This is a genomic window from Maribacter sp. (genome assembly GCF_039974175.1).
Taxonomy (GTDB): Bacteria; Bacteroidota; Bacteroidia; order Flavobacteriales; family Flavobacteriaceae; genus Maribacter_C.
The window spans coordinates 1,325,439-1,337,701 of the sequence record NZ_JBDWJN010000010.1; the positions used below are offsets into that span (position 1 = coordinate 1,325,439).

Here is a 12,263-nt window from a genome sequence, read left to right on the forward strand (position 1 = left end):
GGTTGTTCACTCTAAATATAAAGATTTATGACCAAGTATATCAATGCTAAAACAAGTACAGATAAAAAAACCTGCCGAAGCAGGTCTTATCTCTTCGCCAAAAGCAGTATTAAATCTCCTCAGCCAACCAGGCCTTCATCATCCAAACCGTTTTTTCTTGCTCGGAAATAAAATCGCCCATCATGCTATTTGTGCCTTCATCGTTAGCATCTGCAGAAGTTTCCAATATGCTTCTTTCAATACGTAATAACTCGCTCAACGAATTGACAATTAAGCGAATCGATTGCTCATCATCAGTAACATTCTTTCCTATTGGTACTTTCGAATTTTCGATATAATCTTCAAAAGTATGTTGTGGCACTCCCCCTAAAGTCAAAATGCGCTCGGCTAGCAAATCTACTTTCATATTGGCATCGGTATACAATTCTTCAAACTTGACATGCAAATCAAAGAATCGCTTTCCCTTTATATTCCAGTGAATACCCCTAAGGTTTTGATAATAGCGCTGAAAATTTGCCAATAATAAATTTAGGTCATTGCTTAATTTTTGTGATTTTTCGGCATTTAGGCCTATACTGTTCATTTTCATGGTTCTATTTTTAGATTTTGAAATACTGTTTAAAATTAAAACGTCTAGAAACAATTCGGGTTGATTCTTATCATACTTCTCCCAATCAAGCCATCTTTTTTGCCTCTACTATAAATTTATCACATAAGTTTAACTTAAAATGATAAGTTTTATCAATGGTTTTTATAATTTTATAGCTCAAAACAATTCCTATGACTATCACCCAATTGCAATATGTTCTCGCGGTAGCGGAATATCGAAATTTCACACTAGCGGCCCAAAAGAGTTTTGTGACTCAACCCACACTGAGTATGCAGGTGCAGAAGTTGGAAGATGAATTGGATGTACTGATCTTTGATCGCAGTAAAAAACCTATAGCCGTAACAGAAGTAGGTCAAAAAATAGTTGCTCAGGCCAAGAACATTGTCAATGAGGCTTCGAGAATCAATGATATTGTGGACCAAGACAAAGGTTTTATTGGTGGAGATTTCTCCTTGGGAATCATTCCAACGGTAATGCCTACCCTACTTCCAATGTTCCTAAAGACGTTTATTAAGAAATACCCAAAGGTCAACCTGATTATTAAGGAGCAAAGTACGGAAAGTTTAATTCGGAATATTCAAGATGGACATATCGATGCCGCGATTGCAGCCACCCCATTGGAAATTGAATTCATAAAAGAACGCCCCTTGTATTATGAACCCTTCGTAGGATATGTACCAAGAAACCATAGATTAGGTACCTATGAGCATCTGAAACCAGAAGATTTAGATGTTTCCGATGTATTATTACTACAAGACGGACATTGCTTTAGAGATGGAGTAATCAACCTTTGTAAAGCCCCTAGAGATGTTTCAAGAGAACATTTTCAGTTGCAAAGTGGAAGTTTCGAAACCTTGGTGAATCTGGCAGACGAAGATATGGGAATGACATTACTCCCTTATTTAAATACATTGGAATTGGACGATCAAAAGAAAAAAAATCTAAAATATTTTGATAATCCATCCCCGGCACGTGAAGTGAGTCTTATTTATCACAAGAGCGAGCTTAAAATACAAATTACCGAAGCTTTACGTGATGTGATTTCCGGAATTGTTAGAGGGGCTATTGCTTTTCAGGATGTTAAAATCATAAGTCCCATTAGCAAATAAATACCTAGCAGCAGGTACCGTTGACAAGAAAATGGGGAAATCGTATAATGACCTTCGTATCTATTTATATAGAACTCACAGCAGGGGTAAGGGTTGCTTGAGGAAATAAAAAAACCCAGCCGCTTGGCTGGGTTGTTAATTATGCCTTTAAATAAATAAGACTTTCTTGTAATTCTGGTTTGTCGTTAATGAACTGTTTTAACCAGAGTCTGAGTTCCTCAATTTCTTCGGGGAGTAAATTTGAAATTGCTTTTTTTAGTTCTTTGCAAAAAAGCTTCGTGTCGAAGCTCACTTTTTTGAGTACGGTCTTCGTGTACTCAAGCATTGCTCTAGCCATATTTCAAAATGTTTAATTAATTAGTAGTTCTTCGGACGTTTTAGCATCCTAAAGTTAAACAGAAAAGTATATATGTTATTGCTCTTGATTTGTTAAAAATTAGATAATTTCACATTAACGCAATTCAGGTACCTAGTTTGCGTATTTCCTTACTTTTGCCAACATGAAAATAATACCAGTCTACTTTTTATTGTTCTCTTTGTTAGTAGGGTGTTCGGGCACAAAACGGAGTATTCAAAAAAGCACCCTAAAGGTCTTTGAATCAGCATTCTATGATCATCAATTTACGGGATTTTTAGTGGTAAATCCACAAAATAAGGACACATTGTTGCATTTTAACGCTAAAAAGTACTTTACACCTGCGAGCAATACCAAAATCTTCACCTTGTTTACCGCATTGCGGCTTTTGCCCGATAGTATTCCGGCCTTAAAGTACCTACAGCAAAATGATACGCTCTACCTAGAGGGAACAGGAGACCCTACTCTTTTGCACAGCTATTTTGGATACAATAAAACCATTGATTTCTTAAAGCGATACGATAACATTGCCTTGCACCTAAATAATTTCCAGGACGAAAAATTTGGCCCCGGTTGGGCCTGGGAAGATTATCAATACTATTTTCAACCAGAAAAAGGACCTTTTCCCATATATGGAAATGTTACTACCTTATTTCATGCAGATAGTATGAACGTTACACCATCTTATTTTAAAGATTCGGTTATTGCTATACATGTTGATCGCAACAGAAATTTAGAACAAAATCGATTCTACTTTTCTCCTTCACGCAAAGACACACTAGAAATACCTTTTAGAACAGATAGTACGCTTACTAAAATTTTATTGGAAGAGGCTTTGAAAAAAAAGGTGACCCTTGTACAAAAGATGCCAGCAACTAAGAAAAAAGTGTTAGCGGGTATAGCGGTCGACTCGGTTTACAGGCGTATGATGATCGAAAGCGATAATTTCTTGGCGGAACAGTTGCTGATTTTAGGTGCCGCTACGCTATCTGATACCCTCAGCAGTTCAAAAGCTAGGCAGTATATTTTAAACAATGAATTGGCCGAACTAAGGCAAAAGCCAAGATGGGTTGATGGATCTGGGCTTTCTCGATATAATCTCTTTACCCCTGAATCTATGGTGTATGTTTTAAGTAAATTGTACCAGGAGATTCCTAAAGAACGGTTGATGAGTTTTTTCCCCACTGGCGGCGAAGGAACCTTAAAAGACTGGTATCATGGTGATCCTGAACCCTATTTATTTGCCAAAACCGGTAGCGTTGGGAACAACCACAATATCAGTGGATATCTGATCACCAAATCGGGTAAAACCTTGATTTTTAGTTTTATGAACAACCATTTTAGGCAGCCCTCATCAGAAGTTAAACAGCGAATGCAGCAGATTTTTGAGAACATTCGAGACACTTATTGAAAAATGACAAGGGTGTGCGCAGCGGTATGCTAAATGAATATTTACCATTAATCTTCCAAGCAAGTTTAGCTTCTCTCTAGAGCTATCGTGATCGCATATCCTTAGTGTAGTATGCCATTAATTTTCGCATATTGCAATAACAAAATAGTTTTTGCATCTTTTATCTCGCCGCTGGCAATCATCTTTAGGGCATCTTCAAATCGAAATTCCAAAACCTCAATATTTTCGGTTTCATGTTCGGAGCCACCACCTTCGCTTACCTTCATTTGGTCTTCATATTCTCCAATGAACAAATACAATATTTCGGTAACCGAACCAGGACTCATATAGGTTTCGATTACTTTTTCAACATTATCGATACGATAACCTGTTTCTTCTTCGGTCTCCTTACGAATGCAGTCTTCGGGCTTATCTCCATCTAATAATCCGGCACAAGCTTCAATCATCATTCCGTCTGTATTTCCATTGACAAAGGTTGGCATTCTGAACTGTTGGGTCAACACAACGGTGCCTTTCTCTTTGTTGTACAAAAGTATGGCTGCTCCGTTTCCTCTATCGTAAGCTTCACGTTCTTGAGTTTCCCAAGAACCGTCGTCTTTTTGGTATTCAAAGGTGAATTTATTCAGTGTATACCAGTTGTTCGAAAGCATCGTTTTTTTGATTTTACGTACTCTTTTATTCGGCATTCGGAATTTCATTTAAGTCATAGTATACTTTCAATCCTAAACTTTTGGCAATTTCTACATCTTGATCTGCACCTGTCGAGGCCCCTTCAATACGAAGTATGGCATCGCATTTTGTTAACAATCGATGGGCTACCGGATACTGAATTTCATTGAACACAGCATCACCAACCTCTTTTGAACCCGCCAATGCTATCAAAGGATTGGCCGCCCATTCGCCAATCATTGGCACATGTCCTTTACGAAATATGGGCAAAGCCTGAGCTTCTAATTTATCCATATTTTTTTGAATGCGACGCGGGTCGTTGTTTGTACCACTCCGATAAGGTCCGGCAATTAAAATCATCATCATAGGGTTGTTTTTTGTAAAGAACGTAAATTATCTAACGAAAAAAATTAAGATAGTTTAAGTCACTATTATTTCTTCTTTACTGAACTCAAGAATTCAGGAGTCACCCCCAAATAGCTCGCTATTTGCTTCTGCGTTACTTTTTCAACAATTTGTGGATACTTGATTAGAAATCGACGGTATCTTTCCTCTGTTGATAATGAAATACTATCTAAAGCCCGTAGCTGTTCACGAGCATAAGCATTTTGAAAAAGGATTCTAAAAAATCGTTCAAACTTGGGCAATCTAGCCAATAAATTTTCGAATGCTTCAAAGTTTAAGGCAACAACTTTAGTATCTTCAAGAGCCTCCAGTGAGACCATAGCGGGTAGTTGTTTTGAAAAACAATACATATCGGTAATCCACCAATCATCAACAGCGAACATTATAGTAGCTTCTTTGCCTTCCTCATTTACACTAAATGCTCGTAAACTCCCTTCTTCGACAAAAAACAACTTTTTGCACAATTGACCCTGGTGCTGCAACAGTGTTTTTTTTGCAAATGTATGCACAGAAAAAATTGACGCTAGATATTTCCGATCTGAACTGTGTAGCACGATATGCTTTTGAATATTGTTGAGAACCTGAAGACCTATTGTTATTTCGCTACCAGTACTATTTTTCGTACTATTATTTTCCAAGTGATATGCAATTAATGAAATTTACAAACTCCAGCGATTTCCAACTTCCGATAGCGGTTTACAGCCATTATAATTACCGGGAATGGGGTCATAATTCAATACTTTTTCTCCAATTTCCTCTGAGGTAAAATAGGCCCATATTGTCATTGATTTTATTGAGCGATAAAAACCAACAGGTTTTTGATCTCCAATGGCCGTGCCCCAAACTCCCGGGTTAAATTTACCCGCAGACTTTTCTTCAGCTCTTAAAACCGCTACTCTTTTAGACTCGTTCAGTTCGGAAAAGATGGCACCGAATTCTTTTTTACAGCGATTGTTAAAGGCAGTGATTTCGTCGCGCATTTGTTGTTGACCCTGTTCATCATAGGTTTTTGCAATGACCTTGTCAATAAATACGTCGACCTTTACATCCAAAGCGCCAGGAGTATCTGTACGCGGTAATATCAAATCGACTAGGTATGAAATCGTATTAGCTTCTGGCTTGGAAAAAAATTCAGGTTGCCAAATCACAGCATGCTCATTCTTACAGGAGTGCAATATTGAAAGTACAGTAGGCATAGCCACTGCAGCTCCAGCCAATACACCCGTTTTCTTTAGCGCCTTTCTTCTATCCATAATACTATAAGTTTCGCTTTTTTAATTCCGACACCGCATGATTCGCCGCCCGAGCTGTGATCGCCATATACGTCAATGAAGGATTGACACAAGATGAAGAGGTCATACAGGCCCCATCGGTAACAAAAACATTCTTGGCTGCATGAATCTGATTAAAACCATTCAATACAGAGGTTTTCGGATCACGCCCCATACGGGCTGTTCCCATTTCGTGAACCCCATAGCCCGGAGGATGTTCGTTATCAAAACCCATAACATCTTTCAGTCCTACTTTCTCTAGCATTTCAACGGCATCTTCTTGAATTTGTTGGTTCAGTGCTTTTTCGTTTTCCTTGAATTCGGCATCTATTGAAAGTGTAGGTTGGCCCCATTTGTCTTGAACATCAGCATTCAAGATTACTTTGTTATCATGATATGGGAGGCATTCTGCAAATCCGGTAATGAAAAACTCCCATGGGCCCGGTTTTAAGATGCTATCTTTATAAGCGCCTCCAAAGTCTTCGATATTGGCCGGGTTCCCACCGCGGTAACCACCGCCCTGATACCCAAAACCACGAAGGAATTTATCAGACTTCGATTGCTCATCAATATTCCAATATCGAGGAATATAAATGCCGTTAGGGCGGCGGCCTTTATAATATTTATCTTCAAATCCATCGACTTTTCCCATTGCACCAACCCTGTAGGTATGGTCCATCAGATTGTGCCCGAGTTCTCCACTATCATTGCCCAAACCGTTTTCGAAACGCTTCGATTTCGAATTCAATAGTATTTGGGTTGTACTTAAGGTAGAGGCATTGCAAAAAATGATTTTTGCCGAGTATTCAATAGCTTCATTGGTCTCCGCATCAATAATTCGAACCCCTGTGGCCTTTCCTTTTTTATCATCATACACAATAGACTGTACAATAGCGTAGGGTCGAATCGTCAAATTACCCGTTGCGTTCGCAGCAGGCAAGGTTACCGCATTGCTGCTAAAGTACGCTCCATACGGACAGCCCCTACTGCATCTATTACGGTATTGGCATTGACCTCTTCCGTTGTGCGGCTGCGTTAGGTGAGCGACCCTTCCAATGATTAGATTTCTACCGGGATAGTCTTTTTCAAGCCTGTTCTTCACATGTTTCTCTACACAGTTCAGCTCCATTGGTGGTAGAAAATGACTATCGGGCAATTGTGGAAGTCCGAGCGGTTCTCCGCTAATTCCTGCAAATTGCTCTACATGGGTATACCATGGTTCAATATCGGCGTATCGAATCGGCCAATCTACACCGTAACCATCTTTTGCGTTTGCTTCAAAATCCAAATCGCTCCAACGATAGGTCTGCTTACCCCATAACAAAGACCTCCCTCCCATTTGGTGACCACGTAGCCACAAAAAGGGTTTCACCTCGGTATAAGGATTTGCCTCATCATCCGCCCAAAAATGTTCAGTATCAGTACCAACCCAACCAGATCGAATGTTTTTATAGTGTTTCCTTTTTTGCTCTGGAGATAGTCCCCCGCGAAGTTCCATATCCCATGGATCAAGATGCATCGTCGGGTAGTCCTTAACATGTTCTACCACTCTTCCGCGCTCAAGTACCAATGTATTGAGTCCCTTTTCACAGAGTTCCTTTGCAGCCCATCCGCCACTTATTCCAGAACCGATGACAATGGCATCGTACGTAAGCTCTTTTTTTGCATCAATATTGTAGTTGGCCATTTATATTCGGATTGGATTTGGAAGATAAGAATTAAAAAAATTGAAGACAAAAGTGCGCACTTCCAAAGAATAAAAATTGGGCCTATCTTTAAAACATATTCCTTGGTGGAATCAATATCTAACAAAAAAAGATATCAGAGTGAAAAAAAAAATATTTCTTTTTACTGTTGCAGCTATCCTCATAGTAAGCTGCAAATCAAAATCAGAAAATCAAAAAGTTGATAAAAAATTACCCCGCATTGCTATAGCAGGTATAGGCATTGAATCAAGTACCTTCTCCCCTGCTCAAACCCATGAGGAAGCATTTCATGCCAGAATTGGTGATTCTATTTTCGGTCGCTACCCGTTTTTTAAGGAAGGTAGCGCTATTCGTAAACGCGCTCAATGGATACCAACTTTTTTAGGGAAATCTTTACCGGGCGGAGTCGTTACCCGCGAGGCTTATGAATCTATGGTCAAAAAAACGCTTAAAATGCTTAAGGAAAATGGACCGTATGACGGACTTTGGTTTGACATTCATGGTGCGATGAGCGTAGTGGGTTTGGAAGACGCAGAAGGCGATTTAATTCGACGTATTCGCGAAGCTATCGGTACCCATGTTTTGGTCTCTACCTCTATGGATTTACACGGCAACGTTTCGGAACGTTTGGCAGCGCATTCCGACTTGATAACTTGTTATCGTATGGCTCCACATGAAGACGCACTGGAATCAAAAGAGCGATCGATTACAAACTTACTTGAACGTCTTGAAAGTGGAAAGGGTAAACCCAAATATAAAGCCTGGATTCCTGTGCCCATTCTATTGCCTGGAGAAAAGACCAGTACTCGAATTGAACCTGGAAAAAGTTTATATGCCAAGATACCAGATGTGGAAAAGATGGATGGCGTTATTGATGCTGCAATATGGATTGGATATGCTTGGGCTGATGAAGCCCGTAATCATGGGGTCGTTATGGTGACAGGTGACAATGAAGAACAAGTCACAGAAGGAGCAGAAAAATTAGCCAATGCTTTTTGGGATGTGCGTCACAAGTTCGAATTTGTGGCTCCGGTGGCCGGCTTTAAGGAAAGTCTGAAAATGGCACTCGCAAGCAAAGAAAGACCTTTTATCATTAGCGATATGGGAGACAATCCTACCGCGGGTGGTGCTGGTGATGTTACGTGGACCCTGCAAAAACTATTAAATCGATCAGAATTTAAATCTGCAGACGGGCCTAATTTAATTTATGCTTCTATTCCCGGCCCTAACCTTATTGAAGAAGCCTTAAAAGTTGGAGTTGGCGGAGAAGTATCAGGCCAAGCAGGAGCCCTTGTCGATGACCGCTACGCACCTCCATTAAAATTAGAAGGAATAGTCACTGCCATTAAGCACGGAGACCGTGACGCTGAGGTAGAAGTAGTTGTCAAAATAGGCAGTATACATGTCATAGTAACAAAAAAAAGAAAGCCCTACCATCATGAAGTAGATTTCACAGATTTGAACTTAAACCCGCGTGATGCAGCTATTGTAGTGGTGAAAATAGGGTATTTGGTTCCTGAATTATATGACATGCGAAAAGGATGGATTATGGCATTGACCCCTGGTGGTGTTGATCAAGATTTGGAACGCTTAGCATACCGGCATATTAAAAGACCGATGTTTCCTTTAGACAAGGGCAACGAAAAGCCAGATTTAAGCACCAGACTAATTTCTGCTTCAGATAAATTGAAATAAGAAAACTATGTATATAAAGAAGAATTTTGGACTACTATCTATATTACGATTTAGCGGCGGCCATATGGTATGGATTTCTATTTGGGCCATACTCGCCGCCGCCATCTATAAATACACCCTTTTTGGGGAGTGGATGGTTATTCCATGGCTGCCTCTCTCAGTAATAGGTACGGCAGTAGCTTTCTACGTAGGCTTTAAAAACAATAGCGCATACGACCGTTTGTGGGAAGCTCGTAAAATATGGGGCGCCATTGTAAATGGCAGTCGTTCTTGGGGAGCGAGTGCAAAGGCATTTTTGAGTAATCAATTTACTGCAGAGAATCATAGCGAAGCAGAATTAAATAGCTACCGAAAGAAGCTCATTTATCGTCATATTGGTTGGCTATATGCCTTACGAAGTCAACTACTCATACCCACCTCTTGGGAGCACATCAATCAAAATAGAATGGTAAGAATGGCTACCAAAAAACGAATGAAACAATTCGGTGTAGGTTTACATAGTGACGAGGTAAGTGAATCGCAATTATCAAAATTTTTGCCCAAGGAGGAATACGAGCGTCTTATCAACTATAAGAACACCGCCACTCAAATTATAGATCAACAAAGTCAAGACTTAAAGCAACTACGGGAAGAACATATAATAGATGATTTTCGCCACATGGAATTACAAAAGTTACTTGCTGATTTCTATACATTCCAAGGGCAATGTGAGCGCATTAAAAAGTTTCCTTTGCCCCGACAGTATGGTAGCATGAGTTTTGTTTTTGTAGGAATTTTTATTTTCCTACTGCCTTTGGGAATGGTATCTGAATTCGCAAAATTAGGTGAGTTTGGCGTTTGGCTATCCGTTCCGTTTACTGCCTTGGTCGGTTGGGTATATTTGATGATGGAACTTGTTGGTGATTATTCTGAAAATCCTTTTGAAGGGTTAGGTAACGATATTCCAATGCTTTCGCTTTGCAGGACCATTGAAATAGATTTACGCGAAATGTTAGGAGAAACTGAACTTCCAAAGCCTATTGAGCCGAAAAATGATATCTTAATGTAATTGCTCTTCCAAAACCCTCACATTATTGATGTTGACGCTGAAACTAAATACTTCCTACAAGCACCATCTTTTGGTGGCCGTTACAATAGGTGTCTGGCTATTCGCGTTTTTGGTTCTCATCGCCCCTTTTGACACTGCAGACCTATCTTTTTCTATTCGACTTCAAATACTACCTCCGTACGGCATAATCTCATTTGCTAGCTATATGATATTAATTCCATTACAGAACCGGGTTTATAAATGGAAGGGAAATTGGAATATATTATTGGAAGTTACCTTTTTACTGTTCTTCAATGTTGTTGTGCTGCTCGGAAGTTTTGCCTATTACAAAACGGATATTATTAATGGAGCTTACGATTTTGTAAGGTTCACTTTTGAAGTGTATAATCCGATTTTCTTAATTATTCTTCCTATCCTGCTTTTTTTGAGATGGTGGCTAAACAAAAAGTCGCTACGCCAAAATCAAGACAGCGTTATACTTGAGGGGGTCAATAAGTTAGACGTACTTCATATCAGTTTGCAAGATCTAGTTTGTATTTCAAGTGCGGATAATTACGTAGAAGTATCTTATTTGAGTAAGGATGAATTGAAAAAAAAGTTATTGCGAATCACTTTGAAAAATATTCATCCGCAAGTACCAAGTTTGCTTAAAGTACATCGCTCGCATCTTATAAATCCGAAGCATTTCAAGGAATGGAAAAATACCAACACCATCTATTTGACACAAACCGAAGTGCCCGTTTCTAAAAGCTACAAGGAACAGGTTCTTGCCTTGCATAATCATTCGTCCCTAAAAGCTAGTAATTCGCCCCAAACCCTTTAAATTAAGACCCCGTACGCGTCTATGTTTCTATTTTTGACCTGAATCATAAACGTAAAAAGATGAAACTATTTGTAATCTTTATCCTTTCCCTATCTTCCATAATGTGCAAAGCGCAAGCGAATGACGCAAAAGAGCAGGCTGTACTTGATGATTTAATACATAACGAATTAGCTGTTGGAGCAGCTATAGGTTACTCAGTGGGAGATTCCATTATGTGGCATTCAGCTAAGGGAAGTTCCAATACCACTGAAGGGAAGAAGATGCAAACCCATACGAAATTGAGAATGGCGTCTATTGCAAAATCAATGACTGCCTTAGCTGCAATGCAATTAGTAGAAAAAGGTGCACTAGATTTAGATACACCCATACAAACCTATATTCCCGATTATCCTACACATCCTAAAACCCAGATTACTACGCGTCATTTACTCTCACATACCTCAGGCATTGCCGGCTATAAAGACGCGAAAGAGACAAGAACTCAAACCACATATGCAAGCCTTTACGATGCCTTGGCATTGTTCAAGGAGCGTGATCTATTATTTGAACCCGGAACAAAATATACCTATACCACATACGGATATACGGTGTTGGGTGTTATCATTGAAAAAGTATCCGGACTGACTTTTGAAGCATATATGCAGCAAAATATTTGGGGTAGAGCGGGAATGAAAGATACTGGGGTGGACAAATTTGGAGTGCAATTGGAAAATGAATCCAAACTGTATCATCGCAAAGGAGGAAAAGGCAAACCCAAGGAAGGTAAAGAAAACAACCTAAGCAATCGTATCCCAGGAGGGGGCTTTTACACCACCATAGAAGATATTTTAAAGTTTGGCAAGGCAGTAGTAAACGATGTTTTTGTTTCTAAAGAAACGCTTAACCTGATGCGACAACATCACAGTCTCGAAAAGGAGAGAAACGCTTACGGATTCGGATGGTTTCTATACAACCCCAAACCAAATGAAGGTGCCCTTATCGGTCATTCGGGGGCTCAGATGGGTTGTTCTTCATTTTTATTTATTGTACCCGAAAAAAAAGTTGTCGCCGCTGTACTTACAAATACCTCAAGAGTGGAGGTTGGTCAGGCAGCAGGTAATCTGTTGCATTTGGCTTTGGAGAAAGTAGATTCTATCGAGTAGGTCTTGGCCGAACGAGTTT

At 39.6% G+C, this 12,263-nt stretch carries 13 protein-coding genes; 6 read left to right on the forward strand and 7 right to left on the reverse strand.

What is annotated here, in order from left to right:
* Nucleotides 1–109 precede the first annotated feature (109 nt).
* The gene (locus ABJN95_RS15040; protein WP_348371408.1) at nt 110–589 is read right to left on the reverse strand and encodes a Dps family protein; all 480 of its coding nucleotides are present in this window, start codon (nt 587–589) and stop codon (nt 110–112) included.
* A 191-nt stretch (nt 590–780) separates the two neighbouring features.
* Here ABJN95_RS15040 and ABJN95_RS15045 point away from each other — a divergent pair, with 191 nt between their 5' ends.
* Nucleotides 781–1,719 carry a LysR substrate-binding domain-containing protein gene (locus tag ABJN95_RS15045; protein ID WP_348371410.1) on the forward strand — a complete coding sequence of 313 codons (939 nt, stop codon included), beginning with the start codon at nt 781–783 and terminating at the stop codon, nt 1,717–1,719.
* 139 nt (nt 1,720–1,858) lie between these two features.
* Here ABJN95_RS15045 and ABJN95_RS15050 read toward each other — a convergent pair whose 3' ends face one another.
* A complete protein-coding gene (locus ABJN95_RS15050; protein ID WP_348371412.1) occupies nt 1,859–2,056 on the reverse strand; it encodes a hypothetical protein in 198 nt (65 codons plus the stop codon).
* 163 nt (nt 2,057–2,219) lie between these two features.
* Here ABJN95_RS15050 and ABJN95_RS15055 point away from each other — a divergent pair, with 163 nt between their 5' ends.
* Entirely contained in the window at nt 2,220–3,485 is a 1,266-nt protein-coding gene (locus ABJN95_RS15055; protein ID WP_348371414.1) for a D-alanyl-D-alanine carboxypeptidase, read from the forward strand.
* A gap of 101 nt (nt 3,486–3,586) precedes the next feature.
* Here the strand turns inward: ABJN95_RS15055 and nudK are convergent, their stop codons facing one another.
* The 5 genes from nudK to ABJN95_RS15080 form a co-directional block, all read right to left on the reverse strand.
* Entirely contained in the window at nt 3,587–4,171 is a 585-nt protein-coding gene (nudK, locus tag ABJN95_RS15060) for a GDP-mannose pyrophosphatase NudK (RefSeq protein ID WP_348371415.1), read from the reverse strand.
* Nucleotides 4,161–4,520, reverse strand: coding sequence for a DUF4406 domain-containing protein (locus tag ABJN95_RS15065; RefSeq protein ID WP_348371417.1), 360 nt, complete (start codon nt 4,518–4,520; stop codon nt 4,161–4,163). The genes nudK and ABJN95_RS15065 overlap by 11 nt, the downstream gene beginning before the upstream one ends.
* Before the next feature lie 65 nt (nt 4,521–4,585).
* Entirely contained in the window at nt 4,586–5,113 is a 528-nt protein-coding gene (locus ABJN95_RS15070; RefSeq protein WP_348371760.1) for a Crp/Fnr family transcriptional regulator, read from the reverse strand.
* A gap of 105 nt (nt 5,114–5,218) precedes the next feature.
* Nucleotides 5,219–5,812, reverse strand: a complete 594-nt coding sequence (locus ABJN95_RS15075; protein ID WP_348371418.1) for a gluconate 2-dehydrogenase subunit 3 family protein — start codon at nt 5,810–5,812, stop codon at nt 5,219–5,221.
* Nucleotides 5,813–5,816: 4 nt separating this feature from the next.
* The gene (locus ABJN95_RS15080) at nt 5,817–7,517 is read right to left on the reverse strand and encodes a GMC family oxidoreductase (protein ID WP_348371420.1); all 1,701 of its coding nucleotides are present in this window, start codon (nt 7,515–7,517) and stop codon (nt 5,817–5,819) included.
* A gap of 175 nt (nt 7,518–7,692) precedes the next feature.
* Here ABJN95_RS15080 and ABJN95_RS15085 point away from each other — a divergent pair, with 175 nt between their 5' ends.
* The 4 genes from ABJN95_RS15085 to ABJN95_RS15100 are packed head-to-tail and all read left to right on the forward strand — an operon-like array spanning nt 7,693 to nt 12,244.
* Entirely contained in the window at nt 7,693–9,231 is a 1,539-nt protein-coding gene (locus ABJN95_RS15085; RefSeq protein ID WP_348371763.1) for a M81 family metallopeptidase, read from the forward strand.
* A 7-nt stretch (nt 9,232–9,238) separates the two neighbouring features.
* Entirely contained in the window at nt 9,239–10,279 is a 1,041-nt protein-coding gene (locus ABJN95_RS15090) for a bestrophin family ion channel (RefSeq protein ID WP_348371421.1), read from the forward strand.
* Between the two features lie 28 nt (nt 10,280–10,307).
* Nucleotides 10,308–11,102 carry a LytTR family DNA-binding domain-containing protein gene (locus ABJN95_RS15095; protein ID WP_348371423.1) on the forward strand — a complete coding sequence of 265 codons (795 nt, stop codon included), beginning with the start codon at nt 10,308–10,310 and terminating at the stop codon, nt 11,100–11,102.
* Nucleotides 11,103–11,161: 59 nt separating this feature from the next.
* The gene (locus tag ABJN95_RS15100; RefSeq protein ID WP_348371425.1) at nt 11,162–12,244 is read left to right on the forward strand and encodes a serine hydrolase domain-containing protein; all 1,083 of its coding nucleotides are present in this window, start codon (nt 11,162–11,164) and stop codon (nt 12,242–12,244) included.
* Nucleotides 12,245–12,263 lie beyond the last annotated feature (19 nt).

What these genes read in the sequence shown, in the direction of transcription:
- nudK (WP_348371415.1), bottom strand. Translation starts at nt 4,171, where the DNA reads ATGCCGAATAAAAGAGTACGTAAAATCAAAAAAACGATGCTTTCGAAC.
- ABJN95_RS15090 (WP_348371421.1), top strand. Translation starts at nt 9,239, where the DNA reads ATGTATATAAAGAAGAATTTTGGACTACTATCTATATTACGATTTAGC.
- ABJN95_RS15050 (WP_348371412.1), bottom strand. Translation starts at nt 2,056, where the DNA reads ATGGCTAGAGCAATGCTTGAGTACACGAAGACCGTACTCAAAAAAGTG.
- ABJN95_RS15055 (WP_348371414.1), top strand. Translation starts at nt 2,220, where the DNA reads ATGAAAATAATACCAGTCTACTTTTTATTGTTCTCTTTGTTAGTAGGG.
- ABJN95_RS15080 (WP_348371420.1), bottom strand. Translation starts at nt 7,517, where the DNA reads ATGGCCAACTACAATATTGATGCAAAAAAAGAGCTTACGTACGATGCC.
- ABJN95_RS15100 (WP_348371425.1), top strand. Translation starts at nt 11,162, where the DNA reads ATGAAACTATTTGTAATCTTTATCCTTTCCCTATCTTCCATAATGTGC.
- ABJN95_RS15045 (WP_348371410.1), top strand. Translation starts at nt 781, where the DNA reads ATGACTATCACCCAATTGCAATATGTTCTCGCGGTAGCGGAATATCGA.
- ABJN95_RS15040 (WP_348371408.1), bottom strand. Translation starts at nt 589, where the DNA reads ATGAAAATGAACAGTATAGGCCTAAATGCCGAAAAATCACAAAAATTA.
- ABJN95_RS15095 (WP_348371423.1), top strand. Translation starts at nt 10,308, where the DNA reads ATGTTGACGCTGAAACTAAATACTTCCTACAAGCACCATCTTTTGGTG.
- ABJN95_RS15065 (WP_348371417.1), bottom strand. Translation starts at nt 4,520, where the DNA reads ATGATGATGATTTTAATTGCCGGACCTTATCGGAGTGGTACAAACAAC.
- ABJN95_RS15075 (WP_348371418.1), bottom strand. Translation starts at nt 5,812, where the DNA reads ATGGATAGAAGAAAGGCGCTAAAGAAAACGGGTGTATTGGCTGGAGCT.